The sequence below is a fragment of the Aquabacterium sp. J223 genome (assembly GCF_024666615.1).
Classification (GTDB): Bacteria; Pseudomonadota; Gammaproteobacteria; order Burkholderiales; family Burkholderiaceae_C; genus J223.
The window spans coordinates 1,276,722-1,293,486 of sequence record NZ_CP088297.1; the positions used below are offsets into that span (position 1 = coordinate 1,276,722).

The window sequence follows — 16,765 nt, forward strand, 5'->3', positions numbered from 1 at the left end:
GGGCGCCGGTCCGGCAATGTCAATAGGCGTTGCGGTCGGCGAACATGAGCCGGATGGTGCGCACGATGATCTGCAGGTCCAGGCCCAGCGACCAGTTGCGCAGGTATTCCAGATCGTATTCGACGCGCGCCTGCATCTTCTCGATCGTGTCGGTCTCGCCACGGTGCCCGTTGACCTGGGCCCAGCCGGTGATGCCGGGCTTGACCTTGTGCCGCACCATGTAGGCCTTGATCATTTCGCGGTACTGCTCGTTGTGGGCCACCGCATGGGGCCGGGGGCCGACGATGCTCATGCGTCCCTGCAGGACGTTGATGAACTGCGGCAGCTCGTCCAGCGAGGTGCGGCGGATGAAGGCGCCGAACCGGGTGATGCGCGGGTCGTCCTTGGTCGCCTGCTTGACCACCGGGCCGTTGTCCATGGTGCGCATGGAGCGGAACTTGTAGACCACGATCTCCGCGCCGTCGATGCCGTTGCGCCGCTGGCGGAAGATCACCGGGCCCGGCGAGCTCAGCTTGACGCCGACGGCCAGCGCGAGCAGCACCGGCGAGATGAGGATGAGGATGAGCGTGGCGAGCACGATGTCCTCGAGCCGCTTCATCAGCTCGTTGGTGCCGGTGAACGGCGTCTCCAGGATGCCCACGACCGGCACGCCGGCGATGTCCTGCAGCCGCCCTTGGATGATGCTGATGCCGAACACGTCCGGCACGAAGAAGATGGACGCGGTGGTGCCCTGCACCGACTCCAGCAGCTCGACGATGCGCGGCTGCGACCCCAGCGGCAGGGTGATGTACACCTCCTTGATGCCGTGCTCGCGGATGTACGGCGCCAGCTGGTTCAGCGTTCCCAGGCGCTGCTGGGTGGCGTCGTTGTGCACCCGCTCGTCGGTGCGGTCGTCGAAGTAGCCGGCGAAGTCGACGCCCGCCTCGGCGTCGGCCAGCGCCCGGGCCACCTTCACCCCCAGCGGACCCGCGCCGACGACCACCGCCGTGCGCCGGGCCTCCGGCCGCGCGGCGCGCGAGACGAGGATGCTGCGGCCGATCCACACCGCCATCCATTGCAGCACCGGCGTCACCAGCGCCCAGCCGATCAGCACCTCGGTGCTGAAGTAGCCCAGGCTGCGGGTGGCGTAGCCGCACAGGAAGAGGATGGCCAGCAGCGCGATCCAGGAGGTCGCGATGTCGGTGCCGGCGGCGATCAGGTGGTCGCGGAAGCGGTTGCGGCCGGGAAAGCTCAGCGCGAAGACGAGCAGGCACAGCGTGAGGTCCGAGCGCAGCACCGGGTCGCCATTGGCCACGGTCGCAAACAGGAAGACCGCGACGGTGATCGTCGGCTCCATGAAGGCCGCGATCAGCGAGGTCACCGATTGCGGTGCGCTGTAGAACGTTCGCTTGTAGCTGCGGTCTTCGAACATGGACAAGGACGTCAGACGGCACGGGGGAAGCCGTCCGGCAGGTGGTCAGGCTGGCGTCAGACGCGCCTGCCCATGCCCGCCACGAGCGGCGGGATTCTCCCTCAATTCCCGGGTCGCTCCGCCCCGGCCGTCGGTGGGTGGGCGACAGGCCGCTGCCTACAATCCGGCGATGCTTCACGCTTTGCATGCAGTTCTCGCGCCCGCCGCCCTCGAGCGGCTGGTGCTGCTGCTCAACCACCTGCTGCAGTCCGAGCCCGCGGCGCAGGACCGGCTGCGGCCGCACGCCGGCCGGCGGGTCGAATTGCAGGCCGCCGACTGGCCGCGCTGGCTGCCCCCGCTGCCGCGACTCGCCTTCGCCATCACGCCGGCCGGCCTGCTGGAGTGGGAGCCCGACGCGCCCGCCGCGCCCGCCGACCTGCAGGTGGTGGTCGAGGCCGGCCAGCCGCTGCAGCAACTGCCGGCGCTGCTGGCGGGGCAGGCGCCGCGCCTGCAGGTGCAGGGCGACGCCGCCCTGGCCGGCGACGTGAACTGGCTGCTGGACAACCTGCGCTGGGACCCGGCCGACGACCTGCAGCGCTTCGTCGGTCCGGCGGCCGCGGCGACCCTGCAGCGGGTCGGCCGCGGCTTCTTCGGTGCGCTGCGCCAGGCGCTGTCCCTGGCCCAGTCGATCGCCGGGCGGCTGGTGGGCGCCACCGCCACGAACGCGGGCGCCACCGGAGGCTGGCCCGCACGATGAAGGCGACAGCGCGGCGGCGACGGCCGGACAGGTGGGCGACGGCAGCGGGCCGGTGGAGACCAGGAGGGGCGGCGTGAGCCACCTCGGGCGGCTCGCCTTCATCCTGTTCACCATCCTGCGTTTCGGCCTCGACGAGTTGGCCTTGTCGGGGCTGCGCGGCCGCTGGATGCGGCGCCTGGTGCGGGTGCTCACGGTCGGCCGCCGGCTGGACAGCCCGCGTGGCGCCCGACTGCGCCAGGCGCTCGAGCAGCTCGGGCCCATCTTCGTCAAGTTCGGCCAGGTGCTGTCGACCCGGCGCGACCTGCTGCCGGTGGACGTGGCCGACGAACTGGCGCTGCTGCAGGACCGGGTGCCGCCGTTCCCGGGGGCGGACGCCGTGGCCCTGGTCGAACAGGCCTTCGGCCGCCCGCTGGCGGCCGTCTTCGCCAGCTTCGACACCGTCCCGGTGGCCAGCGCGTCAATCGCCCAGGTCCATTTCGCCACCCTGCTCGACGGACGCGAGGTGGCGGTCAAGGTGCTGCGGCCGGGCATGCTCTCGGTGATCGAGACCGACCTGACGCTGCTGCACACGCTGGCCCGCTGGGTCGAGCACTGGAGCGCCGACGGCCGCCGGCTGCGCCCGCGCGAGGTGGTGGCCGAGTTCGACAACTACCTGCACGACGAGCTGGACCTGGTGCGCGAGGCCGCCAACGCCGCCCAGCTGCGGCGCAACATGCAGGACCTGCAGCTGGTGATGGTGCCGGAGATGGTGTGGGACCTGTGCACCCCCGGCGTCATCGTCATGGAGCGCATGCACGGCGTGCCGATCAGCCAGATCGAACGGCTGCGCGCGGCCGGGGTGGACATCCCGCGGCTGGCCCGCGACGGCGTGACGATCTTCTTCACGCAGGTCTTCCGCGACGGCTTCTTCCACGCCGACATGCACCCCGGCAACATCCAGGTCAGCCTGGCGCCGGACACCTTCGGCCGCTACATCGCGCTGGACTTCGGGATCATCGGCACGCTCACCGAGGTCGACAAGGACTACCTGGCGCAGAACTTCATCGCCTTCTTCCGCCGCGACTACAAGCGCGTGGCCGAACTGCACCTGGAGTCCGGCTGGGTGCCGCCGGCGACGCGGGTGGATGCGCTGGAGGCGGCCATCCGGGCGGTGTGCGAGCCGCACTTCGACCGTCCGCTGCGCGAGATCTCGCTGGGCACCGTGCTGCTGCGCCTGTTCCAGATCTCCCGCCGCTTCAACGTCGAGATCCAGCCCCAGCTGGTGCTGCTGCAGAAGACGCTGCTCAACGTCGAGGGCCTGGGCCGCCAGCTCGACCCGGAACTCGACCTCTGGGCCACGGCCAAGCCCTTCCTCGAGCGCTGGATGAGCGAGCAGGTGGGCTGGCGCGGCCTGTGGCTGCGCCTCAAGCAGGAGGCGCCGCGTTATTCGCAGCTGCTGCCGGCGCTGCCGCGGCTGGCGGTGCAGCGGCTGCAGTCGCCCGCTGGCACGTCGGATGCATTGCTGGCCGCCCTGCTGGTCGAGCAGCGCCGCACCAACCGGCTGCTGCAGGGCCTGATCTGGGCCGGACTGGGTTTCGTGCTGGGGGCCGCGGCCGTCAGGCTGTGGCCCTGGCTGGTGTGAAAGGGCTCGTGCCATGCTGCTCACGCTCGTCGTCGTCTACCTGCTCGTCACCATCGCCATCGGCCTCTGGGCGGCCAAGCGGGTGAAGAACACCGCCGACTTCGCGGTCGCCGGCCGCCACCTGCCGCTGGTGATGATCGTCACCACCACCTTCGCCACCTGGTTCGGCTCCGAGACGGTGCTCGGCATCCCGGCCAAGTTCGTCGAGGGCGGCCTCGGCAGCGTGGTGGAAGACCCCCTTCGGCGCCGGCACCTGCCTGATCCTGGTCGGCCTGTTCTTCGCGTCGCGGCTGTACCGCATGACGCTGCTGACCATCAGCGACTACTACCGCGAGCGCTACGGGCGGGTGGTGGAGGTGGCCTGCTCGGTCATGATCATGGTCAGCTACCTGGGCTGGGTGTCGGCCCAGGTCACCGCGCTGGGGCTGGTGTTCAACGTGCTGTCGGGCGGCGCCATCGCCATCCCGGTGGGCATGGTGCTGGGCACCGCCTCCATCCTGGCCTACACGCTGCTCGGCGGCATGTGGTCGGTGGCGGTCACCGACTTCGTGCAGATGATCATCCTGGTCGTCGGGCTGCTGGTCATCGCGTTCTTCGCCGCCGGCCAGGCCGGCGGCGCCGACAAGGTCGTCGCCCTGGCCGCCAGCCGCGACCTGTTCCGCTTCCTGCCGGAGCCCAGCTTCCACGACATCGTGTTCTTCATCGCGGCGGCGATCACGATGATGCTCGGGTCCATCCCGCAGCAGGACGTCTTCCAGCGGGTGATGTCGGCCAAGGACCTGAACGCCGCCACCAAGGGCCCGGTGATCGGCGGCGTCTGCTACATCCTCTTCGCCGCGGTGCCGATGTTCCTGGTCACCAGCGCGCTGATCATCATGCCGGAGCAGGCCGAGGCGCTGCTCGCCGACGACCCGCAGAAGGTGCTGCCCACGCTGGTGCTCACGCACATGCCCTTCGTCATGCAGGTGCTGTTCTTCGGTGCGCTGCTGTCGGCCATCAAGTCGTCCGCCTCGGCCACGCTGCTGGCCCCGTCGATCACCTTCGTCGAGAACATCTGGCGCCAGTTCCGCCCCCGCCTGTCAGACCGCCAGGAACTGCGCACCATGCGCATCACCGTGCTGCTGTTCTCCATGCTGGTGTGCGCCTACGCCATCGCCTCGCAGGGCACGCCGATCTACGAGATGGTTTCCGGCGCCTACCAGGTGACGCTGATCGGCGCCTTCGTGCCGCTGGTCGCGGGCCTGTACTGGCGGCGGGCGACCACGCAGGGCGCGGTGTTCTCCATCCTGCTCGGGTTGGTGGGCTGGCTGGCGTTCCTGATGACGCCAGCCGGCGAGGTGTTCCCGGCGCAGCTGGCCGGCGTGCTGATGGCCGCCGTCGGCATGGTGCTGGGATCGCTCGGCCCGCAGGCGGTGAAGAACCGGCACGGCAGCCACCACACGCTTGCGGGGTTGAAGGCCTGACCCCCCGGCCCCAACTGCCGCCCGTCACGCCGCGGCCGGCCCCAGCCGGCCACGGCGTACCCCTCTCCTATAATTTCGTGTTTCGCATCAAGGGTTTAGCCATGCCGATCTATGCCTATCGCTGCGCCAGCTGCGGCCATGCGCAGGACGTCTTGCGCAAGCTCTCCGACCCTGCGCTGACCGTCTGCCCGGCCTGCCAGGCGGGCACCTTCGAAAAGCAGGTCACCGCCGCCGGCTTCCAGCTCAAGGGCTCGGGCTGGTACGTCACCGACTTCCGCAACAACGGCAGCGCGCCGGCCAAGGCCTCGACCGGCGGCGAGGCGAAGCCCGCCGACACCGCGTCGTCGTCCGAGTCGAAGGCGCCTGCGTCCACCACCGAGCCGGCCACGCCCGCCGCCGCCAAGAGCGAACCGGCAGCCGCCGGCGGAACCGCCTCCGCGGCGCCGACCCCTTGACGATCGTGCGCGCTCCCTCCCCGCAAGAAAGCCCGGCGTGAAGAAACACCTCCTTGCCGGCCTGCTGGTCTGGCTGCCGCTGGCCATCACGGTCTGGGTGCTGATGTGGGTGCTCGGGCTGATGACCGGCGTCTTCGGCGGTCTGCTCGACGCGGTGCAGGCGGTGCTGCCGCAGGCCGCGGTGCCGACCATCGAATGGCTGCGGCGCACGCCGGGCCTCGGCGTGGTCGTGCTGCTGGTCGCGCTCTGGCTGACCGGCGTGGCGGCGACCAACATCGCCGGCCAATGGGCGCTGCGGCAGGGACACCGGCTGCTGTCCAACATCCCCATCGTCAAATCCATCTACAGCTCGGTCAAGCAGGTCTCGGACACGCTGTTCTCCAGCAACGGCAACGCCTTCCGCGAGGCCGTGCTGCTGGAGTACCCGCGCGCCGGCAGCTGGACCATCGCCTTCGTCACCGGCCGTCCCGGCGGCGAGGTGGCCGACCACCTGCGCGGCGACTACCTCAGCCTGTACGTGCCGACGACGCCCAACCCGACGTCCGGCTTCTTCCTGATGCTGCCGCGCGCCGACGTCGTGCCCCTGGGCATGAGCGTGGACGAGGCGTTGAAGTACATCATCTCGATGGGCGTGGTGGCCCCGCCGCCGCCGCGGGTGGCGCTGGCCGCCGCGGCCGCCCACTGAGCCGGCGCCTCACCCAACCGCCACCCACCACACCCGGCGCCCGGCCACGCGCTTCGACCGAAGCCGCCGCTGCAGGCGCCGCTGCCGAACCTGCGGAGATAGTCGACATGAGAACCACCTACTGCGGCCTGGTCAGCGAGGCCCTGCTGGGCCAGACCGTCACCCTGATGGGCTGGGCCCACCGCCGGCGCGACCATGGCGGCGTCATCTTCATCGACCTGCGCGACCGCGAGGGCCTGGTGCAGGTGGTGTGCGACCCCGACCGCCCGGAGATGTTCGCCACCGCCGAGGGCGTGCGCAACGAGTTCTGCCTGAAGCTGGTGGGCAAGGTGAGGGCGCGGCCGGCCGGCACCGAGAACGCCAACCTCACCAGCGGCAAGGTGGAGGTGCTGTGCCAGGAACTCGAGGTGCTCAACCCCAGCGTCACGCCGCCCTTCCAGCTCGACGACGACAACCTGTCCGAGACCACGCGCCTGACCCACCGCGTGCTCGACCTGCGCCGCCCGGCCATGCAGCACAACCTGATGCTGCGCTACCGCGTGGCGATGGAGGTGCGCAAGTACCTCGACGAACACGGCTTCGTCGACATCGAGACGCCGATGCTCACCCGCAGCACCCCCGAGGGCGCACGCGACTACCTGGTGCCCAGCCGGGTCCACGACGGCATGTTCTTCGCGCTGCCGCAGAGCCCCCAGCTGTTCAAGCAGCTGCTCATGGTCTCGGGCTTCGACCGCTACTACCAGATCACCAAGTGCTTCCGTGACGAGGACCTGCGCGCCGACCGCCAGCCCGAGTTCACCCAGATCGACCTGGAGACCAGCTTCCTCACCGAGCAGGAGATTCGCGACCTGACCGAGGGCATGATCCGCCACGTCTTCATGAAGGCGCTGGGCGTCGACCTGGGCACCTACCCGGTGATGCAGTACAGCGAGGCGATGAGGCTGTACGGCTCGGACAAGCCCGACCTGCGCGTCAAGCTCGACTTCACCGAGCTGACCGACGTCATGGCCGACGTCGACTTCAAGGTCTTCTCCGGGCCGGCGACGATGAAGGGCGGCCGCGTCGCGGCGCTGCGCATCCCCGGCGGCGGCGACATGAGCCGCGGCGAGATCGACGGCTACACCGACTTCGTGAAGATCTACGGCGCCAAGGGCCTGGCCTGGATCAAGGTCAACGACCTGGCCAAGGGCCGCGAGGGGCTGCAGAGCCCCATCGTCAAGAACCTGCACGACCGCGCGGTCGACGAGATCGTCCGCCGCACCGGGGCGCAGACCGGCGACCTCATCTTCTTCGGCGCCGACAAGGCCAAGGTGGTCAACGACGCGCTGGGCGCGCTGCGGGTGAAGATCGGCCACAGCGAGTTCGGCCGCGCCAAGGGCCTGTTCGAGGACCGGTGGGCGCCGCTGTGGGTGATCGACTTCCCGATGTTCGAGTACGACGAGGAGGGCCAGCGCTGGAACGCGGTGCACCACCCCTTCACCGCACCGAAGGACGGCCACGAGAACCTGATGGACACCGACCCCGGCGCCTGCGTCGCCAAGGCCTACGACATGGTGCTCAACGGCTGGGAGCTGGGCGGCGGCTCGGTGCGCATCCACCGCGCCGACGTGCAGAGCAAGGTCTTCTCCGCGCTGAAGATCGGGCCCGAGGAGGCGCAGGCCAAGTTCGGCTTCCTGCTCGACGCCCTGCAGTACGGCGCGCCGCCGCACGGCGGCCTGGCCTTCGGGCTGGACCGCCTGGTGACGCTGATGACCAAGGCCGATTCCATCCGCGACGTCATCGCCTTCCCGAAGACGCAGCGGGCGCAGGACCTGCTGACCGGCGCGCCGTCGCCGGTGGACGAGAAGCAGCTGCGCGAACTCCACATCCGTCTGCGGAATGTGGCGCCTGCCGCCGCCTGACGGCGCCGCCCCGAGGGCGCCCGCGTCGCGACCCCGGGGCGGGGATCGCGCAGCGCTCCTCGGCGAGCGCCGCCGCTGACCGCTGCGCCTCGGTCCCGAAGGGAATTGCTGCCGTGGCTGAGGGCCCCCGCCCCTTCAAGATCCCGCGCTCGGTGCTGGTGGTGATCCACACGCCGGCGCTGGAGGTGCTGCTGCTGGAGCGCGCCGACCGGCCCGGCTACTGGCAGAGCGTGACGGGGTCGCTGGACCGCGAGGACGAGGCCCTGGCCGAGACGGCCGCGCGCGAGGTGGCCGAGGAGACCGGCATCGTCGTCGGCGCGCCCGGGGTGCCGGCGTCGGCCCTGGTGGACTGGGGGCTGGAGAACGTCTACGAGATCTACCCGGTGTGGCGCCACCGCTATGCACCGGGTGTCAGCCACAACACCGAGCATGTGTTCGGCCTTCGGGTGCCGGCGGGCACGCCGGTCACGCTGGCCCCGCGCGAGCACCTGGCCCATGCCTGGCTGCCCTGGCGCGACGCGGCCGACCGCTGCTTCTCGCCCTCGAACGCCGAGGCGGTGCTGATGCTGCCGCGCTTCGCCACCGCGAGCTGACCCTCGAACGGGTATGCCGCATGCAGTGCGGCATCATCGACGAGACCCCGCCCGCGGCGCCTTGATGAACCCGCTCCACTCCACGCACCTGCCGCCGTTCTCCGCCACGCTCGCCGAACACCGGCTGCGGGTGGCGACCTACAACATCCACAAGGGCGTGCGCGGCATCGGCCCGGCGCGCCGGCTGGAGATCCACAACCTGGGGCTGGGGGTCGAGGCGCTGGACGCCGACCTGGTGTTCCTGCAGGAGGTGCGGCTGTTCCACACGTTGCAGGCGCGCCAGTTCGACCGCAGCACCTTCGGCTGGCCCGACGGCGGGCAGGCCGAGTTCCTGGCGCCGCCGGGCTACGAAGTGGCCTACCGGACCAACTGCATCACCCGCCATGGCGAGCACGGCAATGCGCTGCTGTCGCGCTGGCCCATGGGCGACATCGGCCACCACGACGTGTCCGACCACCGCTTCGAGCAGCGCGGCCTGCTGCACGTGCCGGTGCAGTGGAGCGGCCGCACCGTGCACGCGGTGGTGGCGCATTTCGGCCTGATCCACGCCAGCCGGGTGCGCCAGGTGCAGAAGCTCGCGGCCTTCATCGAGCAGCACGTGCCGAAGGGGGAACTGCTGATCGTGGCCGGCGACTTCAACGACTGGGGCGAGAAGCTCGACGGGCCGATGGCCGGCCTCGGGCTTGCGCGGTCGCGACCGCCGGAAGGTCGAGAGAAGCCGACCTTCCCGTCGCGGGTGCCGGTGTTCCACCTCGACCGCGTCTACGTGCGCGGGCTGCGCTGCAGCGGCACCTTCGTGCCGCGCGGCAGCGCCTGGGTGCGCATGTCCGACCACCTGCCGCTGGTGGTGGAACTGGAGCCGGCCTGAGGCGCTGCCGGGCCGCCCCACACCATGCAGGCCCCCCCGACCGCCAGCCGTCGGCACCCGACCTGGGCCGTGCCCAGTGGCGGGCCTGGTACCTGAGCCGGCGCGTGGTCTACACCGGCGGCAATCACGTGCGGCTGCTGGCCGGGGGCGACGAGCTGTTCCCGGCGATGCATGCGGCCATCGCCGCCGCCCGCCGCGAGGTCTGGCTGGTCACCTACATCTTCCACCACGACGAGGCGGCCCAGGCCATGGCGCAGGCGCTGCGCGAGGCGGCCGGGCGCGGCGTTCGCGTGGGCGTCGTGGTGGACGGCTTCGGCAGCCGCGGCAGCCTGGCGCAGCTGCAACGCTGGTGGGCCGGCTCGTCGGTGTCGCTGGCGGTGTTCCGGCCGCTCGACCGCTGGTGGGCGGTGCTGCAGCCGGGGCAGTTCCGGCGTCTGCACCACAAGCTGTGCGTGGTCGACGACGAGGTGGCCTTCGTCGGCGGCATCAACATCCTCGACGACCGTGTCGACGTGCGCCACGGCCGCGCCGATGCGCCGCGCCTGGACTACGCCGTGCGCCTGGCCGGGCCGGTGGTGCTGCCCGTCGCGCACACCGCCCGCGCGCTGTGGTCGCGGGCAGCCCTGGGGCATGACTGGCGCGGCGAGCTGGCGGCGCTGGTCGGCAGCGCGGAGCCGGTCAAGGGTGCCGGCCGGCTGATGCGCAGCCTGCGCATCGCGCCGCCGGTGGAAGTGCTGCTGCCGGGGGTGCGCGACGGATCGCCGGTGCGGGCGGCCTTCGTGGTGCGCGACAACCTGCGCCACCGCGGCGCCATCGAGCACAGCCAGCTCGAGGCCTTCCGCCACGCCCGGCACAGCATCGACCTCGTCACGCCGTACTTCTACCCCGGCCAGCGCTTCCGCCGCGCGCTGCGCCAGGCCGCCCGCCGCGGCGTGCGCGTGCGCCTGCTGCTGCAGGGCAAGCTGGACTACCGCATCGCCGGGCTGGCGGCCACGGTGCTCTACGACGAACTGCTGCGTCAGGGGGTGGAGATCTACGAGTACACCCCGGCCTGGCTGCACGCCAAGGCGGCGGTGGTCGACGGCCGCTGGGTGACGGTCGGCAGCTCCAACATCGACCCGCTGTCGCTGCTGCTCAACCTGGAGGCCAACGTGGCGGTGGACGACGCCGGCTTCGCCGACGAACTGGGCCAGCGGCTGGCGCAGGCGCTGGCCCAGTCGCGACGGGTCGACCGCGCCGGGCCGTCGCGCGGCTGGTGGGGGGCGCTGCGGCGCGGGGTGGTGGCCTGGGGGGCCCTGATTTACCTGCGCATGGCGGGCATCACGCGGCCTTACTGAGCCGCGCCGGCGGTCCGGTTCAGCGCGGCCGGTCGGCCGGCCGCTGGCCGCCGGAGGACGCGGAGGCCCGGGCAACGTGTTCCGCGGCCGGCCCCCGCTCGGCCGGCCGACCAGGCCGAGTTCGCGCAAGGTGGACTTGAAGCGCCGCAGCGCGAAGGCGACGTCGCGCACCCCCGCCACGTTGTCGTACCACGCCAGCGCGTGGATGTCCGTGCGGGAAGGGCGCTGGTACCCCAGGTCCGGGCAGGCGTAGCGCGCCGGCTCCTCCGGGCGCACCGCGCGGTAGCAGGAGTACGCCCCGTCGACGTGCATCGGACCGCCCTCCGGGTGGCCCGGCGGCCGGGTCAGCATGGCGGCCAGGAAGTCGGCGATGGGGGCGGTGTCGCCCTGGATGCCGAGGAAGTGGGCGCCGATCAGCGGCACGTCGGGTGGCAGCGGCAGCAGGCCCTCGCCTTGCGGCAAGTTCGCGCTGTTGGCACCGTAGAAGAAGCGCCAGTTCCGGTCCGCCGCCAGCGCCTGGAACATCGACGGCGCCTGCGCCAGGAAGTCGCGCGAGAAGTTCAGGTCGTCCTCGAGGATGAGGATGCGCGACAGCCCCGCCGCGTCGCGCAGCACCCCCAGGTGGCTGAGGAAGCAGCCGTGTGTGCCCAGGGTGGGGAACCCGGCCGCGTCCGCCGGTCGCACCGCCTCGAACAGCTTCACCCGCGGGGACTGCAGGCTCAGCCCGACGGCCAGCAGCTGCTGCTCGATCTCCCGGCGCCGGTCGACGCGGAACGGCAGGTTGATGACGTAGATGCGATCGAACAGCGACCAGTCGACGGCGGGCATGGCGCCGCCGCGGCAAACGGCGCTCCTGCGCGCCGGCTCGCCATGGGGTCAGCGAGGGCGCTGCGTCTGCTTCAGCACCTGCCGGTAGATGTCCATTACCTGCGCCGCCTTGGCGTCCCAGGTGTAGCGGTCGGCGATGCGCTGCCGCGCCTGCACCGAGCGGCCGTTCAGCCGTTCCGCCGGCCGGTCCACGATGTCGGTCAACACCCGCCGGAAGCCGGTCACCACGTCCTCGCGGCGTCCGATCGGCACCTTGAAGCCCACCGCGTCGTCCACCAGTTCCGCCGGGCCAGCGTAGTCCGCCACCACCGGCACCACGCCGAGCGCCATCGCTTCCAGCACCACGCCGCCGCCGAACTCCCGCACGCTGGGGAACGGCAGGATGTGCGCCTGGCGGAGCACGTCCTGCACCTGGTCGTGCCGCACCCAGCCGTGCAGCGTCACCGCCGCCTGCAGGCCCTCGGTGGCCACCCAGGCCTGCAGGTCCGGCATCAGGGGCCCGTCGCCGACGATGTCCAGCCGCAGGCGGCCGTCGCGCAGCAGCGGGGCCGCTGCCTCCAGCAGCATGTCGGGCCCCTTGTAGGGCACCAGCCGGCCGATGAAGCAGCCCCGCACCGGCCCGCCGGTCCACGGTGCGGCCTGGCCGCTGAAGCGGGCGGGGTCGATGCCGTTCTCGGGCAGGTAGTGGCACCGGGACTGCAGCGCCTTCGGGAACTCGCTGGCGGTGTGCCGGGAGCCGGCGATCAGCGCGGCCGAGTGGCGCCAGGTCGCGCGCACGCCCGGCCGCCAGCGATAGGCCCCGCGCACATAGGACAGCCACTCGCGCTCCTGCCGCCGGGCGCTGTCGAACCCTGGCGGCCAGGGCACGCCGCCGTTCAGCGGCCCCATCACGAAGGGCACGCCCGCGGCGTGGCAGCGGGCGGCCAGGCTGCTCGCCGCCGTGGGCGTCAGCGGCGTGATGCGGTGGACCAGGTCGAAGCGGCGCGCCGTCACGTCGGCCTTGAAGCGCTGCCACACCAGTCGCTCGAAGTAGGGGTAGGACAGGCTGGCGATCGCCGTCTTCAGCGTCCAGCCGCCCTTCTTGCCGGCGATGGTCTCGGCGACGCGCCACAGCGGCGCCATCAGCGCCTCGGTGTCCAGGGCGGTGAAGTGCTCGCCTTCACGCCAGCCGGCGCGCAGCAGGGCGTCCCGGTTGCGCACCTGCGTCACGATGTGGGCGTCGGTGGCGCGCGCGATGGCCGACGCCATCGACCAGCCGACCAGCGGCACGCTCACCCACTCGGGGTTCGCCGCCTCGGCGATGAGCAGGACGCGCATGCGCCGCTACGCCGCTTGCAGCGTGGCCCGGCACGCCGCCAGCGACGGCGCCGCCGCGTCCTTGGGCGCCACCCGGTACGCGCTCAGCCCCTCCAGCGCCGGCCAGGCGATGCCGATGTCGCCATCGTCGAAGCGGATCGCGCCCTCGCAGTCCTTGGCGTAGACGTCGGTGGTCTTGTAGAGGAAGTGGGTGTCGTCCTGCAGCGCAAGGAAGCCGTGGGCGAAGCCTTCGGGGATCCACAGTTGACGGCGGTTCTGCGCGTCCAGTTCGACGCCCACCCACTGCCCGAAGGTGGCGGACCCGGGTCGGATGTCCACCGCAACGTCGAAGGCCGCGCCTTGCACCACCCGCACCAGCTTGCCCTGCGCATGCGGCGCCCGCTGGAAGTGCAGGCCGCGCAGCACGCCGCGCTGCGAGCAGGAGTGGTTGTCCTGCACGAAGGGGCGAGGGGCGGGCAGGCCAAGCTCACCGAGGGCCGCGTGGAAACGCGGCTCGTTGAAGCTTTCCATGAACCAGCCGCGGTCGTCGGAGAAGACCGCGGGTTCGACGATGACGACGCCGTGCAGGCGGGTGGGGACGAGTTTCATTGGGGGTCAGAAGGTGCGGTCGTTCAGCACCTTCAGCAGGTACTGCCCGTAGCCGTTCTTGCGCATCGGTTCGGCCAGCGCCTGCAACTGGGCGGCGTCGATCCAGCCCGAACGGTAGGCGATCTCCTCCAGGCAGGCCACCTTCAGGCCCTGGCGCTTCTCCAGCGTCGCGATGAACTGGCCGGCCTCCATCAGGCTGTCGTGGGTGCCGGTGTCCAGCCAGGCATAACCGCGGCCCATGATCTCCACCTGCAACTGGCCGGCGGCCAGGTAGCGGGCGTTGACGTCGGTGATCTCCAGCTCGCCGCGCGGGCTGGGCCGGATGTCGGCCGCGATGTCGCAGACCTGCCGGTCGTAGAAGTACAGCCCGGTCACCGCGTAGCTGCTCTTCGGCTGCGCCGGCTTCTCCTCGATGCTGACGGCGCGCTGCTCCTCGTCGAAGTCGACCACGCCGTAGCGCTCCGGGTCGTTCACGTGGTAGGCGAAGACGCTGGCGCCGTCGGGACGGCTGGCCGCGTTCTTCAGCAGGCCGGCGAAGTCGTGGCCGTAGAAGATGTTGTCGCCCAGCACCAGCGTGCTCGGCGCGCCGCCGATGAAGTCGCGGCCGAGGATGAAGGCCTGCGCCAGGCCGTCGGGGCTGGGCTGCACGCAGTAGCCGATGTTCATTCCCAGCCGGCTGCCGTCGCCCAGCAGCGCCTGGAAGCGCGGGGTGTCCTGCGGCGTGCTGATCACCAGCACGTCGCGGATGCCGGCCAGCATCAGCGTCGACAGCGGGTAGTACACCATGGGCTTGTCGTACACCGGCAGCAGCTGCTTGGACAGCGCCAGCGTGGCCGGGTGCAGCCGGGTGCCGGAGCCGCCGGCGAGGATGAGGCCCTTGCGTTGTGTCATCGGTGTGCGTCTTCGTGGCTTCAGCGGTCCAGGACTTCGGTGAGCATGCGCTCGACCCCCACCTGCCATTCGGGCAGCGTCAGGCCGAAGCGCTGGCGCAGCCTGGCGGTGGACAGCCGCGAGTTCAGCGGTCGCCGCGCCGGGGTGGGGAAGGCGGTGGTGGGCACCGGCTCGATCGCGTCGACCGCCGTCTTCAGCGCCAGGCCGCGGGCCTGCGCAAAGCCGATGACGAAGCGGGCGTAGCCGTGCCAGCTGGTCTGCCCGCCGGCCACCGCGTGGTAGGTGCCGGCCAGGGACGGGTCTCGGGAGGCGGCGCGCAAGGCATGCGCCGTGATGTCGGCCAGCAGGTCGGCGCCCGTGGGCGCGCCGATCTGGTCGTCGATGACGGTCAACCGGTCGCGCTCGGCCGCCAGCCGCAGCATGGTCTTGGCGAAGTTGCCGCCGCGGGCGCCGTAGACCCAGCTGGTGCGGAAGATCAGGTGTCGGCAGCCGCTGGCCCGGATGGCGTCTTCGCCGTCGAGCTTGGTGCGGCCGTAGACGCTGAGCGGGCCGGTGGGCGCCTCCTCGTCGCGCGGCGCCTCGCCGCTGCCGTCGAAGACGTAGTCGGTGCTGTAGTGCACCAGCCAGGCGCCTAGCGCCGCCGCCTCACGGGCCAGCACGCCGGGCGCGGTGGCGTTGATCGCCTGCGCCAGCGCCGGTTCGCTCTCGGCCTTGTCCACCGCGGTGTGGGCCGCCGCATTGACGATGACGTCGGGCCGCACCGCCTGCACCGTGGCCGCGAGGCCCTCGGGGCGGCTGAAGTCGGCATGCCGCTCGGTGCTGTCGAAGTCCAGCGCGACCAACTCGCCCAGCGGTGCCAGCGAGCGCTGCAGCTCCCAGCCCACCTGCCCGCCCTTGCCCAGCAGCAGGATCCTCATGCGCGGCGCTCCGCGCCGTACTGCTGGCTGACCCAGTCGCGGTAGGCACCGCTCTGCACCTGCTGCACCCAGTCGGTGTGGTCGAGGTACCAGCGCACGGTCTTGCGGATGCCGGTGTCGAAGGTCTCGGCCGGGCGCCAGCCCAGTTCACGCTCGACCTTGCGGGCGTCGATGGCGTAGCGACGGTCGTGGCCGGGCCGGTCCTTGACGTAGGTGATGAGCCGACGGTAGGAGCCGGCGGCATCGGGCTTCAACTCGTCGAGCAGGTCGCACACGGTGTGCACGATCTCGAGGTTGGTCTTCTCGTTCCAGCCGCCGATGTTGTAGGTCTCGCCCAGCCGGCCGCCGGCCAGCACCGCGCGGATGCCGCTGCAGTGGTCGCGCACGTACAGCCAGTCGCGCACGTTCTGGCCGTCGCCGTAGATCGGCAGCGGCTTGCCCGCCAGGGCGTTGACGATCATCAGCGGGATCAGCTTCTCGGGGAAGTGAAACGGCCCGTAGTTGTTCGAGCAGTTGGTGGTGACCACCGGCAGCCCGTAGGTGTGGTGCCAGGCGCGCACCAGGTGGTCGCTCGCCGCCTTGCTGGCCGAGTAGGGGCTGTTCGGCTCGTACGGATGGTCTTCGGTGAAGGCCGGCGCGTCGGGCGCCAGGCTGCCGTAGACCTCGTCGGTGCTGACGTGGTGGAAGCGGAAGGCCTCGCGCTCCGCGCCCTGCAGGCCGCCCCAGTGGGCGCGCGCGCCTTCCAGCAGCGTGAAGGTGCCGGTGACGTTGGTGCGCATGAACTCCGCCGGGCCGCTGATGCTGCGGTCGACGTGGCTCTCGGCGGCGAAGTGCACGATGGCGCGCGGCCGGTGCTCGGCCAGCAGGCGGTCGACCAGCGCGCGGTCGCAGATGTCGCCGTGCACGAAGGTGTGGCGCGCGTCGCCCGCCAGCGCGGCCAGGTTGGCGCGGTTGCCGGCGTAGGTCAGGGCGTCGAGGTTGACCACCGGCTCGCCGACCTGCTCGACCCAGTCGAGCACGAAGTTGCTGCCGATGAAGCCGGCGCCGCCGGTCACGAGAATCGTCATGGGTGAAGTCGCCGTGGTCGCCCGGGCAGGGGGGTTGCCCGGCCGGGGCGATCATAGCGGCGGCCCCGTGCCGCACCGGGTCAACCC

The 16,765-nt window shown here is 71.4% G+C and carries 14 protein-coding genes and 2 pseudogenes; 9 read left to right on the plus strand and 7 right to left on the minus strand.

Annotated features, from left to right (window positions below; translation table 11 throughout):
* Positions 1 to 19 precede the first annotated feature (19 nt).
* Complete coding sequence (locus tag LRS07_RS06195; protein WP_260501097.1) at positions 20 to 1,411, minus strand: undecaprenyl-phosphate glucose phosphotransferase; 1,392 nt, start codon at positions 1,409 to 1,411, stop codon at positions 20 to 22.
* Between the two features lie 169 nt (positions 1,412 to 1,580).
* On the opposite strand from LRS07_RS06195, the gene LRS07_RS06200 reads away from it, so the two are divergent.
* From LRS07_RS06200 to clsB, 9 genes and pseudogenes are all read left to right on the plus strand, one after another.
* Positions 1,581 to 2,147 (plus strand): hypothetical protein, encoded by a 567-nt coding sequence (locus LRS07_RS06200; protein WP_260501098.1) that lies wholly within the window; start codon positions 1,581 to 1,583, stop codon positions 2,145 to 2,147.
* 73 nt (positions 2,148 to 2,220) lie between these two features.
* Entirely contained in the window at positions 2,221 to 3,768 is a 1,548-nt protein-coding gene (gene ubiB / locus LRS07_RS06205; RefSeq protein ID WP_260501099.1) for a ubiquinone biosynthesis regulatory protein kinase UbiB, read from the plus strand.
* A 13-nt stretch (positions 3,769 to 3,781) separates the two neighbouring features.
* Positions 3,782 to 5,231, plus strand: a pseudogene (locus LRS07_RS06210) (high affinity choline transporter 1).
* 101 nt (positions 5,232 to 5,332) lie between these two features.
* Positions 5,333 to 5,686: an FmdB family zinc ribbon protein gene (locus LRS07_RS06215; protein ID WP_260502056.1), complete on the plus strand. Its 354-nt coding sequence runs from the start codon at positions 5,333 to 5,335 to the stop codon at positions 5,684 to 5,686.
* A 37-nt stretch (positions 5,687 to 5,723) separates the two neighbouring features.
* Entirely contained in the window at positions 5,724 to 6,371 is a 648-nt protein-coding gene (locus LRS07_RS06220; RefSeq protein ID WP_260501100.1) for a DUF502 domain-containing protein, read from the plus strand.
* A 107-nt stretch (positions 6,372 to 6,478) separates the two neighbouring features.
* On the plus strand, positions 6,479 to 8,272 hold the full coding sequence (gene aspS / locus LRS07_RS06225; protein ID WP_260501101.1) for an aspartate--tRNA ligase: 1,794 nt from the start codon (positions 6,479 to 6,481) through the stop codon (positions 8,270 to 8,272).
* 113 nt (positions 8,273 to 8,385) lie between these two features.
* Positions 8,386 to 8,865 (plus strand): dihydroneopterin triphosphate diphosphatase, encoded by a 480-nt coding sequence (gene nudB, locus LRS07_RS06230; RefSeq protein WP_260501102.1) that lies wholly within the window; start codon positions 8,386 to 8,388, stop codon positions 8,863 to 8,865.
* A 64-nt stretch (positions 8,866 to 8,929) separates the two neighbouring features.
* Positions 8,930 to 9,733 (plus strand): endonuclease/exonuclease/phosphatase family protein, encoded by an 804-nt coding sequence (locus tag LRS07_RS06235; protein WP_260501103.1) that lies wholly within the window; start codon positions 8,930 to 8,932, stop codon positions 9,731 to 9,733.
* Between the two features lie 104 nt (positions 9,734 to 9,837).
* A complete protein-coding gene (gene clsB, locus LRS07_RS06240; protein ID WP_260501104.1) occupies positions 9,838 to 11,070 on the plus strand; it encodes a cardiolipin synthase ClsB in 1,233 nt (410 codons plus the stop codon).
* 528 nt (positions 11,071 to 11,598) lie between these two features.
* Here the strand turns inward: clsB and LRS07_RS22200 are convergent.
* The 6 genes and pseudogenes from LRS07_RS22200 to rfbB form a co-directional block, all read right to left on the minus strand.
* Positions 11,599 to 11,898: pseudogene (locus tag LRS07_RS22200) on the minus strand (glycosyltransferase family 25 protein); the annotation flags it as partial.
* 48 nt (positions 11,899 to 11,946) lie between these two features.
* Positions 11,947 to 13,215: a glycosyltransferase family 4 protein gene (locus LRS07_RS06245; RefSeq protein ID WP_260501105.1), complete on the minus strand. Its 1,269-nt coding sequence runs from the start codon at positions 13,213 to 13,215 to the stop codon at positions 11,947 to 11,949.
* A gap of 6 nt (positions 13,216 to 13,221) precedes the next feature.
* Positions 13,222 to 13,803: a dTDP-4-dehydrorhamnose 3,5-epimerase gene (rfbC, locus tag LRS07_RS06250; RefSeq protein ID WP_260501106.1), complete on the minus strand. Its 582-nt coding sequence runs from the start codon at positions 13,801 to 13,803 to the stop codon at positions 13,222 to 13,224.
* A 6-nt stretch (positions 13,804 to 13,809) separates the two neighbouring features.
* On the minus strand, positions 13,810 to 14,694 hold the full coding sequence (gene rfbA, locus LRS07_RS06255; RefSeq protein ID WP_260501107.1) for a glucose-1-phosphate thymidylyltransferase RfbA: 885 nt from the start codon (positions 14,692 to 14,694) through the stop codon (positions 13,810 to 13,812).
* 20 nt (positions 14,695 to 14,714) lie between these two features.
* Positions 14,715 to 15,611, minus strand: coding sequence for a dTDP-4-dehydrorhamnose reductase (gene rfbD / locus LRS07_RS06260; RefSeq protein ID WP_260501108.1), 897 nt, complete (start codon positions 15,609 to 15,611; stop codon positions 14,715 to 14,717).
* Positions 15,608 to 16,678, minus strand: a complete 1,071-nt coding sequence (gene rfbB / locus LRS07_RS06265) for a dTDP-glucose 4,6-dehydratase (RefSeq protein ID WP_260501109.1) — start codon at positions 16,676 to 16,678, stop codon at positions 15,608 to 15,610. The genes rfbD and rfbB overlap by 4 nt, the downstream gene beginning before the upstream one ends.
* Between the last annotated feature and the right edge of the window lie 87 nt (positions 16,679 to 16,765).

Coding starts and splice junctions, on each gene's coding strand:
- LRS07_RS06235 (WP_260501103.1), top strand. CDS start 8,930: ATGAACCCGCTCCACTCCACGCACCTGCCGCCGTTCTCCGCCACGCTC.
- rfbC (WP_260501106.1), bottom strand. CDS start 13,803: ATGAAACTCGTCCCCACCCGCCTGCACGGCGTCGTCATCGTCGAACCC.
- LRS07_RS06245 (WP_260501105.1), bottom strand. CDS start 13,215: ATGCGCGTCCTGCTCATCGCCGAGGCGGCGAACCCCGAGTGGGTGAGC.
- rfbB (WP_260501109.1), bottom strand. CDS start 16,678: ATGACGATTCTCGTGACCGGCGGCGCCGGCTTCATCGGCAGCAACTTC.
- aspS (WP_260501101.1), top strand. CDS start 6,479: ATGAGAACCACCTACTGCGGCCTGGTCAGCGAGGCCCTGCTGGGCCAG.
- LRS07_RS06200 (WP_260501098.1), top strand. CDS start 1,581: ATGCTTCACGCTTTGCATGCAGTTCTCGCGCCCGCCGCCCTCGAGCGG.
- rfbA (WP_260501107.1), bottom strand. CDS start 14,694: ATGACACAACGCAAGGGCCTCATCCTCGCCGGCGGCTCCGGCACCCGG.
- LRS07_RS06195 (WP_260501097.1), bottom strand. CDS start 1,411: ATGTTCGAAGACCGCAGCTACAAGCGAACGTTCTACAGCGCACCGCAA.
- rfbD (WP_260501108.1), bottom strand. CDS start 15,611: ATGAGGATCCTGCTGCTGGGCAAGGGCGGGCAGGTGGGCTGGGAGCTG.
- LRS07_RS06215 (WP_260502056.1), top strand. CDS start 5,333: ATGCCGATCTATGCCTATCGCTGCGCCAGCTGCGGCCATGCGCAGGAC.